Source organism: Peribacillus sp. V2I11, assembly GCF_030817135.1.
Classification (GTDB): domain Bacteria; phylum Bacillota; class Bacilli; order Bacillales; family DSM-1321; genus Peribacillus; species Peribacillus simplex.
The window spans coordinates 205,154-229,730 of the sequence record NZ_JAUSYW010000002.1 but is presented as its reverse complement, the minus strand read 5'-3'; the positions used below and the strand labels follow the sequence as shown (position 1 = coordinate 229,730).

29 protein-coding genes and 2 pseudogenes are annotated in these 24,577 nt (G+C 36.9%); 5 read left to right on the top strand and 26 right to left on the bottom strand.

What is annotated here, in order from left to right; all coding sequences use genetic code 11:
- Positions 1-257: 257 nt before the first annotated feature.
- The 8 genes and pseudogenes from QFZ73_RS27725 to QFZ73_RS27690 form a co-directional block, all read right to left on the bottom strand.
- Positions 258-1,553: an IS110 family RNA-guided transposase gene (locus QFZ73_RS27725; protein ID WP_307273795.1), complete on the bottom strand. Its 1,296-nt coding sequence runs from the start codon at positions 1,551-1,553 to the stop codon at positions 258-260.
- Positions 1,554-1,639: 86 nt separating this feature from the next.
- Entirely contained in the window at positions 1,640-2,101 is a 462-nt protein-coding gene (locus QFZ73_RS27720) for a hypothetical protein (RefSeq protein WP_307273791.1), read from the bottom strand.
- Between the two features lie 219 nt (positions 2,102-2,320).
- A complete protein-coding gene (locus QFZ73_RS27715) occupies positions 2,321-2,515 on the bottom strand; it encodes a CDGSH iron-sulfur domain-containing protein (protein WP_081109037.1) in 195 nt (64 codons plus the stop codon).
- Between the two features lie 323 nt (positions 2,516-2,838).
- Positions 2,839-3,630: a PhzF family phenazine biosynthesis protein gene (locus QFZ73_RS27710; protein WP_307273788.1), complete on the bottom strand. Its 792-nt coding sequence runs from the start codon at positions 3,628-3,630 to the stop codon at positions 2,839-2,841.
- A gap of 364 nt (positions 3,631-3,994) precedes the next feature.
- Positions 3,995-4,351, bottom strand: a complete 357-nt coding sequence (locus QFZ73_RS27705) for a hypothetical protein (protein ID WP_307273785.1) — start codon at positions 4,349-4,351, stop codon at positions 3,995-3,997.
- Positions 4,352-4,427: 76 nt separating this feature from the next.
- Positions 4,428-4,586 (bottom strand): annotated as a pseudogene (locus QFZ73_RS27700) (IS1595 family transposase); the annotation flags it as partial.
- Between the two features lie 245 nt (positions 4,587-4,831).
- Positions 4,832-5,023, bottom strand: a complete 192-nt coding sequence (locus QFZ73_RS27695) for a hypothetical protein (RefSeq protein WP_307273781.1) — start codon at positions 5,021-5,023, stop codon at positions 4,832-4,834.
- A gap of 69 nt (positions 5,024-5,092) precedes the next feature.
- Positions 5,093-5,299 carry a DUF5316 family protein gene (locus QFZ73_RS27690; protein WP_307273780.1) on the bottom strand — a complete coding sequence of 69 codons (207 nt, stop codon included), beginning with the start codon at positions 5,297-5,299 and terminating at the stop codon, positions 5,093-5,095.
- A gap of 521 nt (positions 5,300-5,820) precedes the next feature.
- Between QFZ73_RS27690 and sda the strand changes: the two genes are divergently transcribed.
- From sda to QFZ73_RS27675, 3 genes and pseudogenes are all read left to right on the top strand, one after another.
- Entirely contained in the window at positions 5,821-5,967 is a 147-nt protein-coding gene (gene sda, locus QFZ73_RS27685; RefSeq protein WP_307273777.1) for a sporulation histidine kinase inhibitor Sda, read from the top strand.
- A gap of 219 nt (positions 5,968-6,186) precedes the next feature.
- Positions 6,187-6,825 (top strand): annotated as a pseudogene (locus QFZ73_RS27680) (spore germination protein); the annotation flags it as partial.
- A 26-nt stretch (positions 6,826-6,851) separates the two neighbouring features.
- Positions 6,852-7,955: a spore germination protein gene (locus QFZ73_RS27675; RefSeq protein ID WP_251437928.1), complete on the top strand. Its 1,104-nt coding sequence runs from the start codon at positions 6,852-6,854 to the stop codon at positions 7,953-7,955.
- A gap of 415 nt (positions 7,956-8,370) precedes the next feature.
- Here the strand turns inward: QFZ73_RS27675 and QFZ73_RS27670 are convergent, their stop codons facing one another.
- Entirely contained in the window at positions 8,371-8,877 is a 507-nt protein-coding gene (locus QFZ73_RS27670) for a hypothetical protein (RefSeq protein ID WP_307273773.1), read from the bottom strand.
- Positions 8,874-9,059, bottom strand: a complete 186-nt coding sequence (locus tag QFZ73_RS27665) for a hypothetical protein (protein WP_034306238.1) — start codon at positions 9,057-9,059, stop codon at positions 8,874-8,876. The genes QFZ73_RS27670 and QFZ73_RS27665 overlap by 4 nt, the downstream gene beginning before the upstream one ends.
- A 344-nt stretch (positions 9,060-9,403) precedes the next feature.
- Between QFZ73_RS27665 and QFZ73_RS27660 the strand changes: the two genes are divergently transcribed.
- Positions 9,404-10,801, top strand: coding sequence for a phosphatase PAP2 family protein (locus QFZ73_RS27660; RefSeq protein WP_307273767.1), 1,398 nt, complete (start codon positions 9,404-9,406; stop codon positions 10,799-10,801).
- 363 nt (positions 10,802-11,164) lie between these two features.
- Here QFZ73_RS27660 and QFZ73_RS27655 read toward each other — a convergent pair whose 3' ends face one another.
- The gene (locus QFZ73_RS27655) at positions 11,165-11,347 is read right to left on the bottom strand and encodes a hypothetical protein (RefSeq protein ID WP_251437912.1); all 183 of its coding nucleotides are present in this window, start codon (positions 11,345-11,347) and stop codon (positions 11,165-11,167) included.
- 174 nt (positions 11,348-11,521) lie between these two features.
- Between QFZ73_RS27655 and QFZ73_RS27650 the strand changes: the two genes are divergently transcribed.
- A complete protein-coding gene (locus QFZ73_RS27650; protein WP_089365051.1) occupies positions 11,522-12,346 on the top strand; it encodes an MBL fold metallo-hydrolase in 825 nt (274 codons plus the stop codon).
- Positions 12,347-12,752: 406 nt separating this feature from the next.
- Here QFZ73_RS27650 and QFZ73_RS27645 read toward each other — a convergent pair whose 3' ends face one another.
- The 15 genes from QFZ73_RS27645 to QFZ73_RS27575 form a co-directional block, all read right to left on the bottom strand.
- Entirely contained in the window at positions 12,753-13,133 is a 381-nt protein-coding gene (locus QFZ73_RS27645) for a hypothetical protein (protein ID WP_307273759.1), read from the bottom strand.
- A gap of 156 nt (positions 13,134-13,289) precedes the next feature.
- Entirely contained in the window at positions 13,290-13,451 is a 162-nt protein-coding gene (locus tag QFZ73_RS27640; RefSeq protein ID WP_307273756.1) for a hypothetical protein, read from the bottom strand.
- Between the two features lie 228 nt (positions 13,452-13,679).
- Positions 13,680-13,955, bottom strand: a complete 276-nt coding sequence (locus QFZ73_RS27635) for a hypothetical protein (protein WP_251433169.1) — start codon at positions 13,953-13,955, stop codon at positions 13,680-13,682.
- A gap of 78 nt (positions 13,956-14,033) precedes the next feature.
- Positions 14,034-14,282 (bottom strand): hypothetical protein, encoded by a 249-nt coding sequence (locus QFZ73_RS27630; RefSeq protein WP_251433160.1) that lies wholly within the window; start codon positions 14,280-14,282, stop codon positions 14,034-14,036.
- Between the two features lie 308 nt (positions 14,283-14,590).
- Positions 14,591-14,830 (bottom strand): hypothetical protein, encoded by a 240-nt coding sequence (locus QFZ73_RS27625; RefSeq protein WP_251433157.1) that lies wholly within the window; start codon positions 14,828-14,830, stop codon positions 14,591-14,593.
- Positions 14,831-14,840: 10 nt separating this feature from the next.
- The gene (locus QFZ73_RS27620) at positions 14,841-15,122 is read right to left on the bottom strand and encodes a PAS domain-containing protein (RefSeq protein ID WP_307274257.1); all 282 of its coding nucleotides are present in this window, start codon (positions 15,120-15,122) and stop codon (positions 14,841-14,843) included.
- 125 nt (positions 15,123-15,247) lie between these two features.
- Entirely contained in the window at positions 15,248-15,727 is a 480-nt protein-coding gene (locus QFZ73_RS27615) for a hypothetical protein (protein ID WP_307273752.1), read from the bottom strand.
- A 392-nt stretch (positions 15,728-16,119) separates the two neighbouring features.
- Positions 16,120-16,962 (bottom strand): conjugal transfer protein TrbL family protein, encoded by an 843-nt coding sequence (locus tag QFZ73_RS27610; RefSeq protein ID WP_307273750.1) that lies wholly within the window; start codon positions 16,960-16,962, stop codon positions 16,120-16,122.
- A 13-nt stretch (positions 16,963-16,975) separates the two neighbouring features.
- A complete protein-coding gene (locus QFZ73_RS27605; protein ID WP_307273747.1) occupies positions 16,976-17,467 on the bottom strand; it encodes a hypothetical protein in 492 nt (163 codons plus the stop codon).
- A gap of 1 nt (position 17,468) precedes the next feature.
- Positions 17,469-19,058 (bottom strand): VirD4-like conjugal transfer protein, CD1115 family, encoded by a 1,590-nt coding sequence (locus QFZ73_RS27600; protein ID WP_307273745.1) that lies wholly within the window; start codon positions 19,056-19,058, stop codon positions 17,469-17,471.
- Position 19,059: 1 nt separating this feature from the next.
- Positions 19,060-19,494, bottom strand: a complete 435-nt coding sequence (locus QFZ73_RS27595) for a hypothetical protein (protein WP_307273742.1) — start codon at positions 19,492-19,494, stop codon at positions 19,060-19,062.
- A 62-nt stretch (positions 19,495-19,556) separates the two neighbouring features.
- Positions 19,557-20,153: a hypothetical protein gene (locus tag QFZ73_RS27590; protein ID WP_307273740.1), complete on the bottom strand. Its 597-nt coding sequence runs from the start codon at positions 20,151-20,153 to the stop codon at positions 19,557-19,559.
- A 12-nt stretch (positions 20,154-20,165) separates the two neighbouring features.
- Positions 20,166-21,218, bottom strand: a complete 1,053-nt coding sequence (locus tag QFZ73_RS27585; protein ID WP_307273737.1) for a bifunctional lytic transglycosylase/C40 family peptidase — start codon at positions 21,216-21,218, stop codon at positions 20,166-20,168.
- Positions 21,219-22,571 (bottom strand): type VII secretion protein EssB/YukC, encoded by a 1,353-nt coding sequence (locus QFZ73_RS27580; RefSeq protein ID WP_307273734.1) that lies wholly within the window; start codon positions 22,569-22,571, stop codon positions 21,219-21,221. It abuts the gene before it with no gap.
- A 14-nt stretch (positions 22,572-22,585) separates the two neighbouring features.
- On the bottom strand, positions 22,586-24,559 hold the full coding sequence (locus tag QFZ73_RS27575; RefSeq protein WP_307273730.1) for a VirB4 family type IV secretion system protein: 1,974 nt from the start codon (positions 24,557-24,559) through the stop codon (positions 22,586-22,588).
- Positions 24,560-24,577 lie beyond the last annotated feature (18 nt).

The following is a 24,577-nucleotide window of genomic DNA, read 5'->3' as shown; positions in this document are numbered from 1 at the left end:
GTGAATGAGTTAAATTATGATCGCACTGGTGGATGTCCACATTTCTCATGGAGGTCAACCCTCCCATGCCTCACAGAGTCTTCGCTCTCAAATTCCTTCGTCCAACCTTTCCATGAGGTGGATGTCAGCCATGCTGCCCCACAGGGTCCTTGCCCGTAATTTAGTTGCTTTGCCGACTAATCCGTGCTTCAAATGATACCCCAATATACATAACCAAGAAAACTCGCCTCTACTATTTTATCTAATCTAAAACTGAATCAAGCTGCTAGTTCCACCTTCTTTGATACTCGCATATGAGGAATATCCTTTAACATCTTTTCTTCATTAAATTCAAATTGCTTTTTACCCAAGCTAAAGAAAATACGGATTAGTTTATTACACAAAGCAATAAGGGACTGCATCTTCTTTAATGGGTTTTCTGGACGTTGAGTATAGTAGGCATGTAATGCCTTAAATGCTGAATTTTTGGCGACCAGAATCATACAAACCCTGAACAACAGGGCTTGTAGCTTTTTCCGTCCCCTCTTTGTGATAGTTGTTTTCCCCTTATGCTTACCAGAGCTATTTTCTTTTAAGCTTAAGCCGGCCAGCTTAATAATTTGTCGGGGATGAGTATATTCCTTAAGGTCACCAACTTCTGCAAAGAATCCGGCAACAGTGTCTCTACCAACACCTTTTATCGCTAACATTTGTGGTACGCCTGGTATTTCATCAAGTAAACAATCTATTTTTGTATCCAATTCTTCGAATTTTAAGTGGATTAATTCATATTTAGCCAGAAGCGTTTTCAGCTCCAGTTTTGCCATTTCGGAGCCTTGTCGAAGTCCGATGGACTTACTGGCTGCTTGCTTTAACTTACGAATTTTGCTTAGACCTACACTTCGGGTCACGGTTTTTCTTAAGTGGGCTAACAGTTCGTGTTCAGTGAAATTTACTATTTCATGTGGTAAAGCATAGAGCTTTAAGAATTGTAATGCTGCTTTTCCCTCCCACTTCTTAAATACCGTTAGAAATTCTGGGAAGTACCGATCAATCCAGTTATGGACCTGACCTTGGACCGTCTGAAGATCCACTGTTAAAAGATCACGAATTTTCTTCGCCACCCGTAGTTCGGCATAAACTCCTTGTGGTATCGTAGGTTCGGCGTATCTTCCGTCTTTGACCAACTGGGCAATGACTTTAGCATCTTTCACATCATTTTTAGTAGGAGAATTATCATCAAGCTCCTTGCTTTTCTTGACGTGCAGAGGGTTTACAGCTACAAACTTCAATTCATTTTCTTTTAACATATGTGCTAGGTTGAACCAATAATGCCCTGTCGGTTCCATCCCAACCATCACATTCTCCATACATTGTTCTTTCTTGATTTCCATAATCCAATTAATAAAATGCTCGAATCCCTCTTTTGTATTCTCAAAATAACAAGGTGATCCAAACTCCATTCCTCTAAAGTCCTGAGCACGTGCTACATGCTTGAATTTAGCAATATCCACCCCTACTATAAGGGTTTGAGAGGTAATTTGAGCAATTTTCTTATTTTGGTTATAATTCATTTTAAAGCCTCCTGGTATTTGAGTTTTGTCCTTTTCGTTGCCAAGCTTCAGGACTCTCTCATTCTACCAAGAGGTTATTTTTTTGTTCAAACTTCAATTTCACTGATTACAGGAATGCTGCCCCGATAGTTGAAGATCAAATTGTGGCATAACGGACTTTCTACTGCTGAACTCCAGTTTTGAAAAATGCCTTTTTTACGTAGAATGTATAAAGCCAAAACAATAATTGACCAAATCAAATTACCGATAAATGGTTGCTGAGATTGATTTGATATCAAAGAAGAACTTATTAATCCAAAAAACACTGAATAGATTACAATTAACCAAAACCCCCATTTTTTTAGTCTTATATATCCATACACCATTCCCATTGAGAAGATAGCAACTATTACCCTCAAAAGTCGTTCATGCACATTTGGGATACCAAACCTTTCAGCTATACCAATGGAATTATCATCAACATTATAAAAAAAAGAAGTAGATAATAAAACAATTGCACCAAAGATATAAAAATAACTAATTAATGAAACGCCTAAAGGTCTCTTCATTTTTACGCCTCCTTTTAAATCACATCTTTCTAATAATTTATGGAACTAACCTGCCCCGTTAGTTCATTAAGCAAAAAGGCCACCAAATGGCAGCCCCGGTTCTCAACTAACGCACCCGATAGTTCAACAACATACTCTTTCGTAAAAGAAAATGAATCGGGCGGCTTTTTGGGGTTCGATTTCCCAAAAGGGTGCCCTAAAGCTTCTGTCCCACTAGCTTTATTCAGCCCTAACTACGCTTTCGAAATTACTTTTGTGGGATCCGTCACAAAAAGGTTTATTATCGGAAAGTCCACATCTGCATAGGGAAAAGGCTTCTTTTGTTTCAATTTTATTCCCTTCACCATCGACTAGCTCTACATTCCCTGATACACGTAGTGAACCATTATCATTAACTTTAATAGTAGCTATAATAAATCACCTCTTTTTTAAAACATTTTTGCCATGGGGGAATAACTTTAAACGATAAATAAGTTCTACTTCCTCAATATTATTTGATTGACATCCTGCAATTACCAAAAGAAGAAGTGTTATACCAATAAAAACACATCACATTTTATCGCCCTCCCCCTTATTTTTAGAGGATATTACTTTAAAAAGTTCCAAAAACCTTATTCTACTAACCTGATCCTTTAGCTGCATAAGAAAAAGCAATCCTTCTTAATGAAGAATCGCACCCGTTAGTTCATTAAGAAAAGCGATTCTTATTAAAGAATCGCTCCCATACGGAAGATAAACTAATTATTTAGTACTCCTTTCAGTAAAGTTACACAGTCTCCAATTAACTCGACTTTTTCTCCTTTTATCTTTAGTTTCATTTCACCCCCGCGCTCTGAATCTTGATATGCTATAAATTCTTTTTTATTTAAGAGATCACTCCAATATGAAGCTAATGCGCAGTGTGCAGAGCCAGTTACGTAATCTTCATTAATTCCTATCTTTGGAGCAAAATACCTTGATACAAAGTCGTACTTATCTGATCCACGACTAGTAATAATTATTCCCGGACCCTCTAGTTCTCTTATTGCTTCCAAATTAGGCGTTACGTTATGAACCATATCCTGATTTTCTAATTCTAAAATGTACCGATCTTCTGCCCAAGCAGCAGCTTTTATAGGAAAGTCAAATGCACTTATTAACTTCTCAGTCACTTCAATTTGAGTTGATTCTTTTAAATTAAATCTTAAAATTATTTGTTTTTCTAATAACTCAGTTCGAAGAAGTCCTGATTGAGTATAAAAATTAATTGTCGACTCTGATGAAATAAAACCCTCACTCCACAGAATATGAGCAGCTCCTAATGTACCATGCCCGCATAAATCAATCTCTTCAGTGGGTGTAAACCATCTAAGTTGATAGCTATTTGCATCTTTTATTGTAATAAAAGTTGTGATAGGTTGATTGAGTTCTTTTGCAAAAGATTTCATCCACTCTTCTGTTCTTTTCTCTCTCAAGAAAACTATTGCTGCAGGATTTCCTTTGAATTCTTCTTTAGAAAAAGCATTAATAAAATAAAATTCGCTATTCATATATGCACCCACCCCTAAATTCTAATTCCCTTTATAAACCTTACTTTCTGTAACAGTTTTTATGCAACTATCCTGCCCCGTTAGTGCCATAAGAAAAGGGCTGCCTCAGCAACCTACCTTGAAGTAAAGCACCCTTTAGTAAAATAAGTTCAGCCAGATATTTCTGGTTGAAACCATTAATTCACCGTCGGTCCACCATTTGGCGAATAATTTAGCATATCTCCCACCGCCATCATACTTCTTATTCCCTTTTATCTAAGCTATGTTAAATAATATTGTTGATTTCAATAAAAAAATAAGGGAACCCCTAATTTATAGAAGTTCCCTTATTTCTTTAAAGCTCCTCGATTATTGAAGATTAGAATTATTTGTCTGGATTTTGTAAAAAATCAATCATTTCTTCATAATCATATGTTTTTAAAACCAAACCATTTTCATCGAACACGATGAATGCAGGTTCTATCTTTAATTCAAGTTTAGGATATTGCTCATTCAATGACTCATAAGATGATGTATTTGTAACAGGTCCCACATTGGTTATGTTGTTGTCCTCTAGTAAATCCAATGTAATTTCTTTTCCAACAGCTTGTAGTGAATACCTGTGACCTTCACTAGGTAAAAGATTTGGATGAATTCGAGCGAAATCATCTTTTTCATTCGTGCACGCTACTAGCATTGATAAGATTAGAAATATTAAACTTCCATATATAATCTTTTTCATATTCAACTCCCTAATATAAATGTTTCATCAACAATCCCAACAATTCTGCCTCTTTACTGAAATAAACAAATATCAATCATTTGGTAAATTTTAGTAATTTAAGTTTATCATAGGTTGCTTCTGTTGAGAACAGGCAGCTATCAACAATCATTTTGCTTACCGGTGCATCATCATTTCGATGCCTGATGCGGTCAAGGAATTGAAACCAACTTAAATAATGGTGGAGGTATTTTGTCTTTTAATCTCTTCCAATAGAAGAAATAAACCTTTCATTCTGTTTAATTATTGTTTGATTTTGATTTCTCATTTTTGTGAAGTCAAATAAAAATATTAATAAGATTGCTAATATAAAGAAAGCCATATTTCACCTGACACTCTACTTTTCTCTAAATTATACCAGTTCTTATGCAACCAACCTGCCCCGTTAGTGCCATAAGAAAAAGGCTGCCTCAGAAACCTCTCTTATTGTAGTGAAAAACTCTAATCCTTTTTACTTTCTATATTATGTAATTGAGCGACTATAAACAAAAGTAATACAACAATCATACCAACCATAGCCGCAATACCAGCGTGATATCCGGAATAACCATTTATTTCAAAAAAGCTAACTATGCCAATGCCACCTATCCCTCCAATGAGTAACAAAAACAACATCACTGTAAATTTCCACACATCAAATCCCCCCAAAAATACACAATTACATTTTAAGCTAACACGTTTAGTTGAAGAAAAACGTATTGCTTATAGAAAATATATTAATCCAGTAATACCCAAAGAGATTACACCTATGAGGCCTGAGAAGAATGCTAATTTCGTTCTAAAATTCCTATGTCCTTCTGATTCAGAATGAAAATTAGCTCTTTGCTGTTGCCCACCCGTCCAAGCTCCAATAAAAATACCAGAAATAATAATGCCAACTACTCCGATTATAAGAAAAAACTTAAACATGAATAAATCCCCTTTTTTTACATTTTTATTACATAATATACCATGAATTTCATTACATTTCTTGGTGAACAAACCTGCCCCGATAGTTCCGTAAGAAAAACGTTGCCGCAGCAACCCCTTATTGAAGTAAATCCCCTTATTGCATAAGAAAAAGCTACGATATTCTAAAATAAACCACTTAATTGAAATCTAACAGAACCGTCTCCACAACAACGATTCATATCAAAATAAATTATTGCAAACAGCATTATGTAAACTAGGAAAGCTAAATATATATTGTGTTTAATGATGTCGGTTTATGTTGGTTTATGTAGTTTGAATATAGAATAAATATGAACCCTATAAGTTTGTTGCAAAAAAGTTCACTCTATATTTTAAGTAAGAGGCTACCTTCGTTAATTATTAATTACTATAATTTATCTTATTTTTCTTGAGTTATTATATTATTATTTATCACTTAATATTAAATCCATTTTATTGTATGTTTAAACGTTGTTTTAAAGAAATAGAAGAGGGAAGATATGAAAAAATTAAATGATCAACTATTGATAGAATCATACCTTAAAGCAATTGAATTAGGCTTAGATAAAAATTTCATCCTCGTTCTAGAAGAAGAATTGAAGAGAAGAGGTCTACACCATATCGTTCAAAAAGATAGGCGTAACTAATTAGTATAAGCCTCTTAAGTTAATTAAAAAAAAACCACCAAATGGCAGCTCCGGATCTCAACTAACGCACCCGTTAGTTGACGAATGTTGCTGATACCAAACATAAAGTGATGGAAATACTGCTAATTTATTTAAAGTTTCTTACATAAGAAACGTATAAGATAATAATACTATTTAAGAAATAAAGGGATTTTACAGGAAATTTTACAGATACTGCTGTATGAAAGATGGATTCCTGGCACATTCATACGTTTACTCCGTTATCTCACAGTTGTTCTGGCTCTTTTTACACCGTCTTTATATATAGCTTTCATCTCATTTCATTCAGGGTTGATTCCGACCAAACTGGCCATCTCCATTATAGGAACCAGGTCCGGGGTTCCGTTTCCGGCACTTATCGAAGCATTATTCATGGAAATATCCATCGAAATTCTGAGGGAAGCAGGACTGCGCTTACCAAAGCCAATTGGTCCAGCAATGGGTATCGTCGGCGGTTTAATCATTGGGGAAGCTGCTGTACAGGCAGGGATCGTTAGCCCTGTTTTGGTGATTGTAGTAGCGTTAACTGCTATTTCATCATTTTCCATTCCGCACTATAGTATTGGGATTACATTACGGATTCTGCGTTTTCCAGCTATGATTTGTGCTGCCACATTTGGATTATACGGGGTCATTCTCTTTTTTCTTTTCATGACCAGCCATTTAATTAAATTAAAAAGCTTTGGTGTACCTTATATGAGTCCAGCCGTTCCTTATCGCTTAAGTGAATGGAAAGACCTGATGGTTCGCATGCCACTTATGATGATGAAGCGCCGTCCAAAGATGATGCATACAAAAAACCCCATACGTAAAGGATAACCTATCGGTGAAAGGGTGGTTAAAGAATGATTCTCAATCCGAAAGACCAAATCACGACTCCTCAAACAGCTGTCATTATCATCAACTTTATACTTGGTACAGGATTACTCACCCTACCCCGTTCATCCACGGAGAAGGTACATACACCAGATGCATGGATAAGCGTTATTATAGGCGGGATTATCGCGATAATCGCAGGGGTGATCATGGTCAAATTAAGCCAACAGTTTCCCGATAAGACCTTTTATCAATACATCAATGAAATTTTAGGAAAATGGGTGGGTGGGTTACTCAGTTTAGTTATAATCTGTTATTTCCTTACGACTTCCGGGTTTCAGCTCCGTTCAATGGCGGAGGTTGTAAGGTATTTACTTCTTGAAAGTACGCCTATCTGGGCAATTATTATGATGTTTATGTGGGTGGGTCTCTATCTGATCATCGGCGGCATTAACCCCATCGCCCGTCTTTTTGAAATTATATTACCTTTGACGCTTATCCTTTTTTTGGTCGTTACCTGTATGAGCATTAAAATATTTGAGATCGATAATCTGCGTCCAGTATTAGGAGAAGGAATCACCCCTGTACTAAAAGGAGTAAAGACAACGGCTCTCGCTTTTACAGGGCCTGAAATCATGTTACTGCTCATTCCGTTTATGAATCAGCCCAAAAAAGCAGTAAAAGCCGTTCTTGTTGGAGTTTCCATTCCATTGATTTTTTACGTGATAACGGTCGTAATGGTTATCGGAGCATTATCTATTGATGGAGTGGTCACGAGAACATGGCCGACACTTGATTTAATACGAAGTTTTGAAGTCTCCGGTTTAATCTTTGAACGGTTTGATTCTTTATTGCTCGTGGTTTGGATCATGCAAATTTTTTCTACGTTTACCATCTCCTACTATGCAGCTGCTTTAGGACTAGCTCAACTTTCAAAAAAGAGCATTCACCCATTTATGTTTGGCTTGCTTCCGATTCTATACATCATTGCCATGATTCCGAAAAATATCAATGACGTATTTAAACTTGGAGATTTTGTCGGCAATGTCGCATTGTTTTTATTTGGTTTACTCCCGCTTCTCCTTCTTATTATCTCAAGAGTAAAGGGAGAAAAATATGAAACAAGCACATAATAATATACGGCCCCTCTCCGTTCTTTTGTTCTTATCCCTTACAGGATGTTTAACAGGTGTCCCCTCTTTTTCCTCACCGTTTTCATTGACCACATCCTTGTTACAAGCAACTAAACCAAGAAACAATACAAACAAAAACAATAAACTAAGAATTTTCCTTATGATAGCAGTCACCTCATTTCCTTCAAATGTACCTACACTCTACATATTCTATACAAATTGTGAATTACCCTTGTTGAACTAATCTGCCCCGTTAGTTCCATAAGGAAGAGCTGTCTTTAAGACAGCTCGATCTTCAGCTAACGCACCCGTTATTATCTTTTGGACATAAAAACACCCCTTTAGAGGGTATTTTCCAAAGGGGTAAAACGGTGCAACTTTATTATAAACATCGTGACTTTATTTCAAAGCCACATCATTTTCCCTTTAATTCAGCTAAATAGTGCCTTATGGCACTTTCAACTAGTTCATAAACCGTCCTATCATGAATGATTGCTTGTATTTTTAGTTCCTTCATAAGTTCAACATCCATATCGAATGAAGAACGTTTTCTTATAACGTTGGTTCGTTCTATGGTTGGTGCTGATTGTTCGTTCGCTTGTTTGACCTGTTCTTTACCACGTTTTATGCCAACGTTAGAACGTTGGTTGGTATTGTTAATAGGTTCTTTATTCACATTAGTTGAAATGTTCGCCTTTGCTTTTCCTGCTGTTGCAAAGTCATAAATAAGCTGCTCTTGTACCGTTTCCTCGTCACCTTCACCAACGAAATACCAGCCTTTTTCGCCTGAATTTCTATACTCATAACCAGCTTTATTCAATGCTTTTCTTAGTAATTTTTCTGAAAGATGAACATCAGCCCTTTTGGCAATATTCGCTGGTGTATCAGTTTTAATTAACTCCAAGATTTTACCGATTTTCATTTAGTACGCTCACGGGAAAACCAATACTTTGTTTTGATATTTCGATAAGTCCCAATGTCTTTGATCAGCTCGGCAATAAGATCATAACCGCAATATGTGTGCCTCAGCGTGCTAAATTCATCCAATGTGACATAATCATCACTCTTTAATTCAACGTGACACTCTCCACAACAAATCCCCATATCCAACACCTCCAAAAAGTATATTGATATATTCGTCGAAACTTGGTGTCCATCCTTCTTTCGTACAAAAAACAGGTCTATTGACGGTCCTTTATGTTTGTTAGTTTTTCAAAATTATCTAGACCTAATTATAAAAAACCTTAATAAAAAAAGGAGAGTACATATTAGCCATGTATAATATGTACTCTCCTTTTTTCTTTTAGTGAACTAACGCACCCTATAGTTTAAGTATTTTTATTCACAAGATGATTCAAAAACCACTCCAAATCATATCCAATCTATTTGTTAGTTTGTCCAATCCTCCATTTAACTTTTGAATAAGTTATCAAATGGAGGTGTTAAAAATGGATAACGAAGAAAGTATGGATGAATGTAAAATGAAAAATGACAAAATTGCTAAGGACAAAAATTCGTGTCTTCTCGGTCCCTTATCTCCTGCTGAAAGACGCGAGGAGGCATTTGATATTCGTAAGGATGCTGCGAGATTCTATAAAAATCAGCCATTAGTTCACCATCCCTGTAATGGGGATGAAGATAGGTATCCAAATAAAATTGCCAGTTATACAAAAGCATTTCCGCATAATCAGTTAGGCGAGGTAAACATCCAAGCTTATAATAAATATTTAAAAGCATTGGAAACAGGAGACCCTAACGACTTTGAGAAGATTCCACTGGGTGGCGTTGTTAAACTAGTAAATCCACAGGGTGCTTATGCATTCGAATTAGTCGGACCTGATAGTCACCAATTGGTTATTCCTGCACCACCAGCCTTTAGCAGTGCTGAAATAGCTGGAGAGATGGTTGAGCTTTATTGGCAAGCATTGGCACGGGATATTCCTTTCAATATATATAATCAAGACCCATTAACAAATGATGCTGCAAAAGAACTTTCCAGCCTGCCTGTTTTTCGGGGACCGAAAAAGAATGGACTAGTCACGACAGGTACCTTATTCCGAGGGAACCTTCAAGGCGACTTAACAGGGCCATATATTTCACAATTTTTATGGAAAGATGTCCCTTTTGTTTCAACTAAAATTATCCAGCGATACCGTACCACTGTTCCTGGGGACGACCATCTAACTTCTTACGACGACTGGCTGGCTGTACAAAACGGCTCCAGTCCTCCTACCCCAAATCGTTTTGACCCCCTACCTCGCTATATTCGAAATGGCCGGGATTTGGGAGAATGGGTACACAGGGATAGTTCCATTGATGGCGGGTTAATTGCTTGTTACATTTTGCTCAGTTTTGGCAGACAAGCTTTGGATCCGTCCAATCCTTACTTTAACTCTGCAACCCAGGTTGGTTTCACTACCTTTGGACCACCGCATATCTTGGACTTTGTGACAAGAGCTTCGCGTCCGGCTCTTGAGGCAGTTTGGTTCCAAAAATGGCTGGTCCATCGCAGTCTCCGTCCGGAGGAATTCGGCGGCCGAATTCAAAATCAGAAATCGGGTGTTGATTACCCGATCAATCCGGTAGTTCTGAATTCGGAAGCACTTGCCGAAACTTTTAATAAATTCGGCACCTATTTGCTACCTCAGGCATATGCAGAAGGAGCTCCTGCGCATCCATCCTATGTTTCCGGTCATGCAGCACTTATTGGAGCAATGGTAACAATACTGAAGGCCTACTTTAATGAATCGTTTGTAATCCCCGATCCGGGTTGTTGCCAGTTCCGATGGTCTTTCCCTCATACCTTACGAAGGTCCGCCGCTTACGATAGGCGGGGAACTAAATAAACTTGCATCAAATATTTCCATCGGCCGGTCGTTCGGTGGTATTCACTACCGCAACGATTATTTCGATGGAATTATGCTCGGAGAATCTATGGCCATTGGGATAATGAGGGATTACAGAAAAACCTATAACGAGTTTTTCAAAGGATTCTCTCTCACAAAATTTGATGGGACAAAGATAACAATCTGAGAAAATAAAAGACTCCCTGTATCTTTAAACTTGGTGTCTTTTAGCTTTGTGTCCTTTTTGATTTACTTCAGATTTGCCAACCAATTTTCACCTCCGCTTCACCATGAGAAAAGCTGCCAAAATAACAGCTTCGTTGTTCAACTCTTGCACCCGTTAACGAAACAAGGTAGTATGTGTTATTCACAAGAAACAGACCAATTTAATGTTAAAAAATCTTGCTCGATTTTTGGTGTCTTATTGTTATCAATACAAGCATTTTTGGTGTATTCAAGCGAGATAGAGTTTAAAATAATAGCTACTACAAGAAATGATAAAATGATAACGGATGTAATAAAAAAATTTTTTCTCTTTATCTTCATTTCAAAAACCTCCTTTTATAACTATTTTCCTTCTTCAACAATCCTGCCCCTTTAGTTGCATAAGAATGATAGCATGGATGCAGGAAGGAGAATTTGAGCATTAAATTTCAAAATATTACCTTATTTAATTATAATAATTAATAAAGTTTTTTTGTAAATAAGGGGGAAAGATTTTTGGTTAATTATATTTGTGAAACATGTGGAGTCCAATATGAAGGTTCTAAAGAAGTACCCAATCAATGTTTGATTTGCGGGGAAGAAAGACAATATATTAGCCCTAAAGGGCAAACATGGACAACATTAGAACTGATGAAAAAAGATGGAATATTTAAAAATTCTATTAATCTTGACGAAGAGGGGTTATATAGCATAAATACTAGTCCGAATTTTGGAATCGGACAAACTGCTTATCTAATACAAGATAAGAATTTTAATTTATTATGGGACTGTATTACATATATTGATCAAGATACGATTACCCAAATTGAAGATTTAGGTGGAATCGATGCTATAGCGTTATCTCACCCTCATTATTTCTCTAGTCAAGTGGAATGGGCCGAAGCTTTTGACACTCCGATTTATATTCATGAAGATGAAAGAGACTGGGTAACGAGGCCAAGCGAAAAAATCATTTTCTGGTCTGGAGAATCGCTTGAATTACAGGAAGGTGTCATACTTCAGCGAATTGGCGGACATTTTAAAGGCGGCACCGTTTTAGAATGGAAAAATGGAAACAGCCAGAACGGAATTTTACTGACTGGGGATATCATTCGGATCGTTGCTGATCGTCAATGGGTAAGTTTTATGTACAGTTATCCAAACTTCATCCCAATGCCAAGTGTAACAGTCGAAAGAATCGCAAATCGGGTTATTGAATTTAACTTTGGCCGTTTATATGACGCATTTCACCGAGTAATTAAAGAAGAAGCCCATAACCAAGTTCAAAAATCTGCAACTAGGTATGTTAAAGCACTAAATGGAACATTGTTTACTACATAAATACAAGTACGATAATTAATAATAAATCAAGGATAGTTTTCAATTTCGTCTACAGAAATGATTTAACTTTTTTACAAACAGAAATGCTAATATCCGAAATCATAAAACGTTTTTCTCAAACTTTTTTCAAACCGGTTCGTATTTATTTGTTTCTAAGTAAGGCTTTTCACGATATTTTTAATCAAACTTTATTCCAAACCAACAAAAGCCACCAAATTGGTGGCTTTCTTATGCTACTAACGCACCCGTTAGTTTAAGTAGATTTCTTCACAAACTTTTTAGTATTTCAGTTAAAACAGGAATGCTGCCCCGTTCCCTAAGAAAAAGGCTGCCGCAGCAACCCTCCATCTTTATCTCTTGCTCCCGTTAGTGAAAGAGCAAAAAGCCATTAACCCTTAGCAAAACTTCAATGTTCTTTCTTTTTCCAAGACATTAAATCAGAAAATGCCAATCCAAATGATACACCCAAAGGAATACCTAAATCCCAAACATCCATTTCACGTCTCAAAAAATAAGAAAGAAGATAGTGCAAAGCACTTAAAGAAATAAACCAAATAATAAACGTAAAAAACCTTTTTCTTATTTGAATCCAATTTAACTTCCTTGTATTCGCAATAACTAAAAAGAGGGAGAACAAACCATATAGAAGAAGATAAATTACATATCCTATAATAAATTTAAAAGATAGCGAAGTATCAATATCCTTATATATTATAAATATCGTAAGTATGGTTCCTGCCAAAAATACAATAAACAAAATTAAGTTTAACGAAATATATTTCTTCATCTTTTACCCCTTACCTTCAAAGTCTAGATACCTTTTGATTAAAGAATTTTCTTTTTTATGTTTTCGTATATTTATGTTATAATGTGGAATATATAAAAAAGACGAGATGCGCTAACATCTCGCCTTAGTAACCAATCCAAAGTGGGTCGGTTGCTCCTAAATTTTGCGCTTATTAGAAGGCCGCCCGTGCTTTTTGGACAGAGAACGGGTGGTTTTCTTTTTGACTTTTTTAGCAGGAAGCAAGCTAAATAGATAAACAACTGTCGAATTGGCAACTGTTTTAGCCACTTCCACTAGTACGTCTTTTAGCAGATCCATTGCGGTCACCTCCCTTCACTCTTAGATATAAGAGATAGGGTTAGGGCAACCTCCCACCCGGCCAGTTACATACGGTAATTATACCATTTTTATGTAGAAACGAGGCGGAGGTTGCTAAAACTTACATAATAATGGTTCATATACACACACATACTAATTCAATTATCCAGTCTCTAATAATATGAATTGTAGGTGTAAATGTAATAGGAAAACTAAAACAAACTTTTTTTAATGTCCAGTTAATTGACCAATGAACTCAACATCATCAACCTTCCATCCTTGCTCTTTCACAAAAATGAGCGAAGTTTTAACGATAACCGTGTCAGTTGTAGCCACATTGTTAAATTCCGTAGTGAGTTTAAATTCATTAAAAAATTCAGCTTCCGTTTTAGAGGTCTGATATTCAAATGGCTTCAGGCCCACCATGGAAGACTTCACCGATTCTTCTGAATCCGGAAGTTCCGTTCCGGAAGGATGGGTCGCTTTGAATCCTTGATCGGTCATGAATGGTTCCGGGTGGGAGCCCGATTGATTCGGAAGATTGCATCACATCTAATTCACGTCCACCTGATTCCTGTTGGATTATGGCCATGATACGCCCGACATACTCCCCAACCCCATTTTGTTCTGATATTTCCGGATTAACGGCACGTATCGCATGACTTCAGAAGACACCCGCGCTATTCCTCCTGCTCCTTCACCGGACATCACTGATTCAAACTGGTCCTCACCGCCCAGGCTGGTTGAAATGAACAAGGCAAATCCGAAAAGTGATGTAAGGAGGAGAAGGATGCCTGCAATGATCCAAGTGGGGGTTTTTGAGAATGGCAATGACCAATGCCCTTGTACCAGCTAAAAAGTTGGTATAGGGGCATTTTGCGTTATGAGCTGCCTTTCTTTACACCAAAATAAACCTCTTGGGATCCAAGTGGTTTATCGTCTTTCATGTTTATTGTTTATGTATGATTTTATTGAATTAAAAAAGGATATTTTCTCTAAGCCCTCTTCCGGTATCGGCCCCGCCTACGCCAGATACTATGACAGCCACACATGCCATCCAACCCATTTTTACTATAACAGAAAGCGCTTACATTCCCAAGGATTACTAGAAAACATCTTTAGAATTCTTACTCTACGATTCAGTGTTGCTTGGTTGTTCCTCTTAGTAGTTTCTCAGCTTTAATTATACGGGGACCCTTATCATGTATGTATTCAAGTGAGATACCCCTTCTTAAGGCTGATTGTTCCATTAATCTAATTTCATGATACATGGCATCAGACAAGATTCCCTTTTCAATGTTCTTATTTATTTCAAAATAAAACCCAGCTAATAATTCTAACGGTAATTTATCGTAAAGGGAACATTTTTCTTTCACCATAACTCACCTCCTAATAAGACCATACAAAAAATAGAGTAGATTGAAAGATTTTTTTTGTAAGTAAAAACATAATTGGGGTAGCATAAGTAAATGTGGATTTACAACGTTTAGTAAGTTTTAATGGTCTCAATGAATTTGCGGAAAGTTCAGGTTGCGCACCGGGCCGATATTTTTCCAGTGGCTTCCCTATGATATCTGGTGTAACACCAGTAATACGTGTATATTCAAGATTGATCATTCGTTCATACCCATTATGATCAATCATTAGAACACCGTCATTGATTGACTCTATAATTGCTTCACCAGCCTATGCTGTTTTCACTAATTGAAGCTGTGTTTTTATTATTTGATTGCTCTTTCAAGAATCCCTTCACCCTTATATACTATTGTTAATCCAAAATTACCTCTTCATTTAGTTCATTTTTCAGCTTTTTTCGCCTTGATCATTTCTTTGATTTTCTCTCTAAATTTCTCATTCGTAAAAATATCCTGTGTGGTTGTCAAGTGTCGCTTGGCATGTCTGGAGAAGTTAGTCGCTGCCAACCACTGACCACAATATGGACATGGAAGCTGTGCGTCTACTTGCCATTGTGTCGTTACGAATCTATTTCTATTTGAATTACTTCTTTTTGCAACCTTATTGACTACCTCTGTATTCACCTTGACTACATCATCATTCATTTTGTATTCGTCCGTGATTGCTAGTTTTCCAGATACCCTTTCATTCCCTGCCATTTCACGTTCTACCAGCAGACAAACCGCTTCACTGATAGATAAATTCAGTTCGTCACAGTAACCTTTGAAATCACTGTACAAGCTTTCTGGAATGCGTGCGGTTAATACCTCTGTCTTTTCTCTTCTTCTCCGATTACGTGCAAATTGTTCCAAGTATGTCATGCAATTCCCTCCTAAATCATCTTATTGACTTATTCTGTATTCATCACCATACTTCCTTCAACTCATCCTGTATACAATTCGAATCATAATCAAATCACTTTGAAACATTTGTTTTGGATCACCTTGTATACTTGCATATTAGTTTGAAATATATATTCTATCGAGGTTGATTCTAAAATAATTTATAAGCAAACCTCACGAGAGGAACAAGATAAATTTGTCTCCTGGAGTCTATGATGATTGTTCTTTTTAACACTCGTACCGAGTAGTTTTTTTGTTCAAATTACTTATGTATTCCAGAACTAGAACGATGCCCGTTGAATTAGAGAATATGTAATTCAACACCTTTATTCTGAGTGCAAAATAAAAACGACAATTAAGTCGCCTTTTCTCTACCTTTTTAATAAAAATCTTCTAGCAGCTAGTTTTGTTGTCCCACCCATAGCCCCCATCATGCCTCTACCCGACCCAGATGAATACCACATGTTTCTAAGGACCGAAGGACTCTTAATCAAGAGAATACAGCATCCCATGAGTAATAGAAAATTAAGAAATGTAAGGTTTTCATTGATTAATATACTTAAAGCTATTACGAATAAAAAGATTTTGGAAAGAATCGTAACGATCAGACTTAGTAATTCACGCCACCAAACTCCTAAATATTCATTATCATCCGCAATAACCGACACACATGCCAAAGGGCTTAATAAATATAAGAACATCACATCTGCGTGGAATATCGCTACTGAAAATAAGAATGCAATAAACGCTATTGCACAGACAGCTAATAATATTAGAAGTGCTGCCCCTTGGAAATGAAGTGCCTCAAAGTTGTTTGGCGCTAACATGTTTTCTATTTTTTCCTGACTAACCTTACTTCCTTCCCCAATCATCCAGTTTCCCATATTATAAGCAACTTCTTCTAATAAGATTTTCTGAACAAAAGGCATCGCTGGAATCAGTAGTGCGCTTTTTAACGTATTTACAATAACAGGTCCGTACGCAACGGCATCTCCTGCCGCATTCCTTGACATAACCTCTATAATTTTATATAAAATGATCGTTACAGCTATTGTTGAGGTTAGGGCAAGCAAAAGACTATTGACCGATGAAAGGAACTCTACTTCAGCGTTTTGCTTCAGTAAAAGATCATTACACATTAAAAGTGCCCATTCAATAAAATCCTCTAGCATTCCCTGAATGGCTTCTACAATCTTTTCCTTAAAATCAAACAAATTGACTCACCTCTTATTCAGGATCCTGAACGGCTACGATTTTCCAAACGTCTTCCTGTTTATCTAAGGTGATCAATTTGTGATCAAACCCACTTCGCTCTATATCAAAAGTGAATATTTTTTTTTCTTGGTCAAGTGAAACATCTTTCATTTCTGTATTATGTGTAAATAATATATTAGATTTTGTTTCTCCATTACTAAGATCGTCAGCTTTATTAAGCGTCAAAAGATAAAGTAACCTCTTTTGATCTTCTTTAGCTAAATCTTTTGAGATAGCAGCAATATTTTTTTCTTTTAACTTCTTCCACGCGATTATATTTGCTTCATTCCTTGTTTTTGCTTCAGCCAACTTCTCTTGATCCTCAAATGAAGTTAACACACTGTTTATCACTGATGTCGCTTTTTCTTGCTCAACCTTCGGATCAAAGCTTTCACCGCCTCCATTACAAGCAACCAGTAATAGAAGTAAAATGAATGATGGTATAAACAAAGGTACTTTTTTCAACTTAAGATCCCCCTTTTTTTGATGGATTGGTACTAGAGGTAGTATTCATTTGAGAAAAGAAGCTCATGGCCAGTTCCTCTTGTCTTTCAGCCTCTTTTTCAACTTTTCCGACCTTTTTCTCATGCATTTCAACGTCCGCTTTTTCTACTGTTTCTTGCCGTTCCGTTGATTTAAAATACTCGTCATATTCCTCTCTTTTCCCTTTAAGCCAATCCAACACTTCTTGTGATGGTTTATTCTGATAATTTAATTGGCTTACACGTAATGAGCTCGTTACATCTGGAAACAGGACATATTGGTAGGCTTTTTTAACCCTTATTGGGTGTTTTCCAGTGATGATTACGATAGCGTCATCTTTATGCATCGTTAAAATTTCATCAACATTCATCAAGTTGCGTGCTGAATAAGAAAAGCTTGAGGAAGAAGACGAACTGGATGATTGTCCTTTTGATTTTGAAATTGAACCAGTTTTCATTTTTGCGGTGGTTTTTCCCATTAACTCAGAAAAGTATTTAGCGGTCGTTTCATTGACATTCCCTAAACAGATTTTTGTTCCACAATTCCCTAAAATGGATTCTGCTTGCTCCCGGCCATACTTCTCTTGCAATTGAGTGATGCTTTGAACGATGGTAAGTACTCCAATTCCGTAGCCCCGGCAGGTTGCCAAGAATTTTTCATAGTCAGGAAATTTTCCTAAATTCGGAAATTCATCTAAAATAAAGATCATTGGTTGAGGAAGCTTTGCTCTGTTTTGAGCTCCTACTTTATATAACTCCTGAAACATTTGGTTAAAAAATAAATTAATTAACCCTTCCCATGTAGAATCCATAACGGGAATAATCACATATAAGGCCATTTTCCTTTTTCCCACATCACCTAAAAAGAAGTCGGAAAAGCTTGTAAATCGAGAGACCGAACTTGAAGTAAAGTCACCTATCGTCGTAAGTAAAGAAATAATAATATTCGCTCGCGTTTTTTCTTGGGATTTTTTAAACCCTAACTCATAAGCCCTTCTAGCTGGATGTGATTTGTCCATTCTTAAAAACTGTCCATCTAGCTCACTTGCTCCGTCTTTACTTGCTTCCGGGTCAAATTCCTGTAAGAAATCTAACAAACCCGTCATGTTACGTTGTTCGGGTGGTAATTCATGAACGGCGTATAGGATAAGTGCTTTTAACAAACTAAATTGGGCATTGTACCAAAAATCTTTTCGTTTCGGGTCATTTTTAGAAGCTATAATGGCATTCGCTACCGTGGAAGCCTGTATTTCCTCTCTAACGTAATCGAAGGGATTATATCGATCTGAGTATCCCATTTCTGAAAAATTCACCACATGGACTTCATAGCCTTGTCTACGTTTGACTTCAGAAGTTAGTTCATAGACCTCGCCTTTGGGATCCGTTACCACTAAGGAACAATCTTTTTCATGTAACACATTGGGCACAACATACCCTTGAGTTTTGGATGAACCAGGGCCCCCGACTACAAAGTGGTTTCGGTTTGGAAGATTTGAATCCGTTGGCTGCACAATCACTGAATGGTTTAAAACGCCTGCTATGATCCCATTATTTTTCATATAATCGGAAGCCACTTCATTTCTCCCCTTTCGAATCTAGCATACTCGTTTCAAGATCCTGCATAAGCTGTTTTGCTGAAACCTCAACCGTCTCACCATGCGTAAATATTTCGTGCTTTTGCGCAAATCTACTTGAACCATGAACACCGTATTTATCTGCTAATTCATATTTACCCTTTCCACCCTTCGCAAAAAAGACCATAAAGACGGCTAATACGATTACAGCGCCACTACCAATGAAGAAAAGTGGATTCTTCTTTTCAATCATGCTTGTAGATGTTCCAATAGGGTTCATGAGGTTTTCTGTTACAAAGTCCATAAACGGGGCACTGGATATGTTGGCTTTATGTGCCGCAAGAAACGGAAGGATCCCCGCTATGTTAATCACAATCAGTTCAAATATAGCTAATAAAAAGACCATTAACAACAGGCGTATTCCCATCACTTTCAAAAGGATCCACTCCTTTTTGATTACTTTCAATCTCTGCAAATCCGGCAAAACACTCGATACACTCAGTTCTCTTCAAAAGGTTCGAAGGACCCCATTAACTCTAATTTATCAACGAGCCTTTTCTCTCCATCCAAAGCGATCGTGACCTCATATAATTGATTTTTCCTTGGGAATGCACTGCCACCTACAGAGTATTGTGTTTCCATCTTTACAAGCGCTTTTGCTTGGTCCTTTTCAACAGCACTTAGATAAACATGTAAAGACTTCACTTCATTTTTGAATTCAATTTCCATACTACCCATTTCTCCTGAAGCCTTCAATTTTGAAATAACGGACTCTGCTAACCGATCCTTGACCTGATCAAAACGTGAAGCATAATTTTTGTTATCGTAATTAAATAGTCCTCTAAAAGTTTCGTCTACAAAGCTTTTAACCTCTTCACTATGTTCAATTTCATAATAGGTTGCATTCCGTTGAAAGGTATTCAGTTCCTTGTCTTTTGCATTCACTTTACTTTTCAACTGAACCATCTGTTTTTTGGTTTCGATATTTTGATCTTCTGCTTGAGTCATCATGGTCTTTTGACCAACATACATAAATCCTAAAATCATATTCGCTAGGATGGATAGTCCTAACAACGTAGCGAAAAATTTATTCATGGTGTTTTCCTCCTAATGGGACACTCTACCAAAACCAGCTAAATGAGATTTCCAGTAAGACGAATGTATGTCATGGATTCCAATACCCGAACCGTTAGAATCAAACATTTTGCCATCTCCTATGTAAATCCCGACATGTGTGATATATTTGTTGGTCTCATAAGTTCCAGTAAAATAGATAAAATCACCTGGTCTTGCTTCAGATGGCGGGATTTTCGACGACACATCATATTGTTCTTGAGCAGTTCGTGGTAGCTTTATCCCCACTTTAGCAAATATCCATTGTGTAAATCCCGAACAATCAAATCCTCTATGGGGATCTGAACCTCCCCATACATATGGCCAGCCTACATATTTATTCGCTTCTGTGATAATCGCATTAAATGCTTGTTCCCCAAATGGGGAAACATCTTCACTCCCGACAACAATTCCCGTCGGCATTAGATTTCCCATCACTTTCTCCACATACGTATAGTCTCCATAGCAGTAAGGTGCCCTCCAATCCGAACAACTCCATCCTTGTTTTTCAGTTTGGTCCAATGAGAATTGTTGGGCTAATTCAACGGAATGTTTTTTTCCGTTTGAAGAAATAAAACTCAGGTAACCAGAACCAAAATTGTATGACTGAACAATAGCCGGAAAATCCACCCCGTTCTTTTGTCCATCCTCTAACACCGATTTAAAATGTTGAACCCCTAAATTCACGGACATTATCGGGTTTTGAATGGCGTTTGGCGGTAACCCGACAGATTCAGAACTTTGCATAATATCCAAGGTTTGCGAGTTTCCTAATTCCTGATACATGAGCGCCAGTAGAAAATCTGTGTATTCCGGTATTCCGTACTTCGTCGTATATTCTTGAAGCAGGCCCTTCCATTGTTCAATATGAGGTGGAACATTAGCCGTTCCAAATGGCGAGTTAATATATCCCTTTGGCTCCTCTTGAGATTGAGTTCCGAGTAATAAGCCCGCCATTAATATTAAGGAAAATACGACGCCTATCGTAATTTCCTTCCAGTACCGGACGACAAAAACGGTTCCCTTCACAGCAACTGTTGCGGACACTTAATTAAAACCCAATTTCTTATCAAGTTTATCAAGTTCCGTTTTATATGTTGTGAGCTCCTTATTCTTTGGATCAAGCTGTTCCTTAATATCTTTTGATTTCCCGTCTTTCTTTTTCTTGAGATTCTTTATTTGTTGTTCTAATTGAGCCACTTGGTTTTGCAATTCCTTTTTTCTGATCGTAACCGTTAATTCTTTGTTTTTTAACCTCTTATTGAGATCGTTGGCATCTGTTAGATCCCCGTGTTCAGCAAAGGCTTGTCCGATCCGAAGTTGTTGGTCCTCATCCTTTGTAAATGCCTGCATCGATAACAAAACACTGTAATCATAGCTTACTATTTTCTTTTCGATGTCCAGATAGTCACTTTCGGCTTCCAATCCTAGTATTTCTTCCTTTTTATTCGCTTTATATAAGGCTTCCACACTAGGCTTTATCAAGTTATCGTCTGCCTCTATTGCCTTTTGATATTCACCTTTTTCAAAGTAAAGATTCGCAAACTCTTTTTTTGAACCACCCGTTTTCTTCAACAAGGAAAGGGCATCATCATATTTGTCTTCACTTAATAGTTTATAAAATGTTGATTTTTGTTCAGCTTTTTCAAGTTCCGTTGCATAAACCGTTTCAGCTTCCTTGACTGCCATTTGTTGAAGAAAAAGAGCCAAAGTAAAGAATGCAGCAGAGATCCCGATAGAAATTCCTGTCAGGATCCTTTTTTGCTTTTTGATTTTTTGTTTTTCCGCTTCTAATCCGAAAAAATGCAGCGTTTCCTCCTCCTGAAGTTTACTCGCAATCAGCTCTTTCAAATCCTCAACGGAGCCAGCATTTTCAATCCGGAAGAAAAATTCATCTTTTTCCTTTTTAAGCAGATTTTCTTTTTCCCGTTTATACTTTTCATAGGAAAAACGGGAAAACATAGATAGGGTTAGAATTTTGTATTGTTCTAGTTTTTCAATATGGCCTTCAAAGGGCAACCATTGATTGCTTCTGTATAGAAACTTTAGTTTTTTCATATCTTTAAAGAAAATGTTTCTTGGGTGGATAAGCACTTTCCCCTTAAAATTGTGTAAAGGATTCAATTCTAGCAACTGATTTAATAAAGCAAGCCGTAATACGGTTGAATATGATTTTGCTATTTGTAGAGGTTGATAACCTTCATCCATTTCATAATCAAGAATCAAGCGATCGTTTTCTTTTTGTATATCTTTCAGTGTAAAGAAATACGGATGTTCTTCCTGAAGTTCTGTAAGGTCCTCTACCCGTTCAGCCAACACCTTATTTGTCGCAATTTCTAAACGATAGTGCCTATTTTTAAGGATGAATAACGTTCCAAGTTCAAATAATTGGATTTTCACTGTTGTCTCCCCCTTTACAGAACAAAATTTCGAACTTCTTCTTTTTCAATGGGAGTCATTTCATTCCTTCCCTCATAATCAGGGATTTGATCAGGATCTAAACCATATTTTTCAAGGTACCGTTTTTTATTCCAAAGACGTAGTTCTTCTTGCGTGAGCTCAACACGAATAAATGCACGTTGAGACCCGTATACAATTAATGCCTCTCCCTGACGCTTCGCTCTTAATAAGGAAATCTCTTCATCAGAGAATGATAGATTAATTTTTTTAACCACATCTTCAACACCCTTATTGTCCAGACCAAAAAATATTTTTGTATGACTATTTTCAATCATAGCTGCCCCTAGGTTATCCTCGGTATCCAGCACATCGATTATTTGTTGCGTGCCTGCGATAGCGCCGGCATTATACTTCCTAAATCGCTTATAAGCTTGATAAAAGAATCTCATCGAATCCGGGTTCTTTGATAAGAAGTGGAATTCATCAATAAATAGGTACACCAATTCCTCTTTTGTTTTCGTCACTTCATCCCATAGGAAACCAAAGATATTAAAGTAACAAGCAGCCTGCACATCCACTTCATTTTGTAGGGATTTTAGATTAAAAGAGAATAGAGAGTTATTGATATTCACGTTCGTATGGCCATTGAATAACGAGTTAGATCCATGAACATAACTTTCCAGGATAAAATAAAAATCCTGTATTTTTTCATAGCGTTCTAAATCATTTGTCTTCAATGTACCTAAATCGTCATAAAAGTCCTCGAGTATTGGGAAGTCCTTTGCCATTAAACTTGTAAAATTGCTCTCTTCATTAATGGAAAAACGATTGTAAAGGTTGATCAGTGTCTTATCTAAAATACTAGATTCAACTTGGGATAAGTCAGCTTTTAAAACTTTGAAAAAGGCCTTAAGACGTTGAACCTTTTGTTTAACAAGGTCCCTTATGAATTCCGAATCATCATTAAAATCTTCGGTGTCCGTAATTTCTGTGGAGAATATCTCCAAAGGGTTGATTTTCGTTGAACTATTACTACTGAGATGAACAACTTCACCTCCAAGGATTTTCACAATATGCGAGTACTCATTTTCTGGATCAATGATATATATCTTGATTCCCATGGCGTAGCAGCGAAGAATCTTTTGAACCATAAAGGTAGATTTTCCAACACCTGATGTCCCAATGACCACCATATTTTGATTTAATGTACGTTGTGTATCCAAATAGTCTATCGCAACCAACGAATTGGTTGTCTTATTGATCCCTTCCACCTGAGCCGTCGGGGATAAATAGCAAATCTCTGAATCATCGAACGGAAAGAAAGAAGAGGCCGCTTCACTGTTGCACATCTGATAGGTATAATCCTTTAATTGATTATCCCCTAAAGGCAGGGCCGACCAGAATGCCATCGGTGTTGCGTAATGAGGGTTTAGAGCTTTCATTCTTAGTTTCGTTAAAATCCTCTGGACATTGTCTTCTAAGGTCTTCAGATCTTCTAAGGATGCAGCTTGAATGAAGATGTATGTATACAGATACATAAAGGTAGAACGGTTTGATAATACCTGATTTAGTTGATATTTTGCGCTGTCCAGTTCGGATTGCAACCTGATGCGAGTGGCTGGATCTCTTGTTTTTAATAGTTCCGCATCTTTATTTTTAATAGAGTCATTGTAATAGCTGATCATGCCTTCTGAATTGGACGGTTCTAGGTACTGGACAAAGGATATGTTTCCTTTTAATCGCTTCAGATCCGATAGCCAGTTCCCTTTTTGTTCTTTAGGATAAGCAACGACAGCCAGCACCTTAATAAAGTTGCCACCACTTTCGATATAATTCTTATTTTCCTTCCAGACAAAAGGATAAATGGAATTAAGTTCTTCGGTCTCTAACATCCCATGTAAAATGTCTTCGGGACTTTGTTTCACCTGTTCGTCCTGCTTATTTTCACGTTTTATTAAAGAAAATAAAGTAGCTAAAGAAAAAGGCATTTGACTTACTCCTTTCCG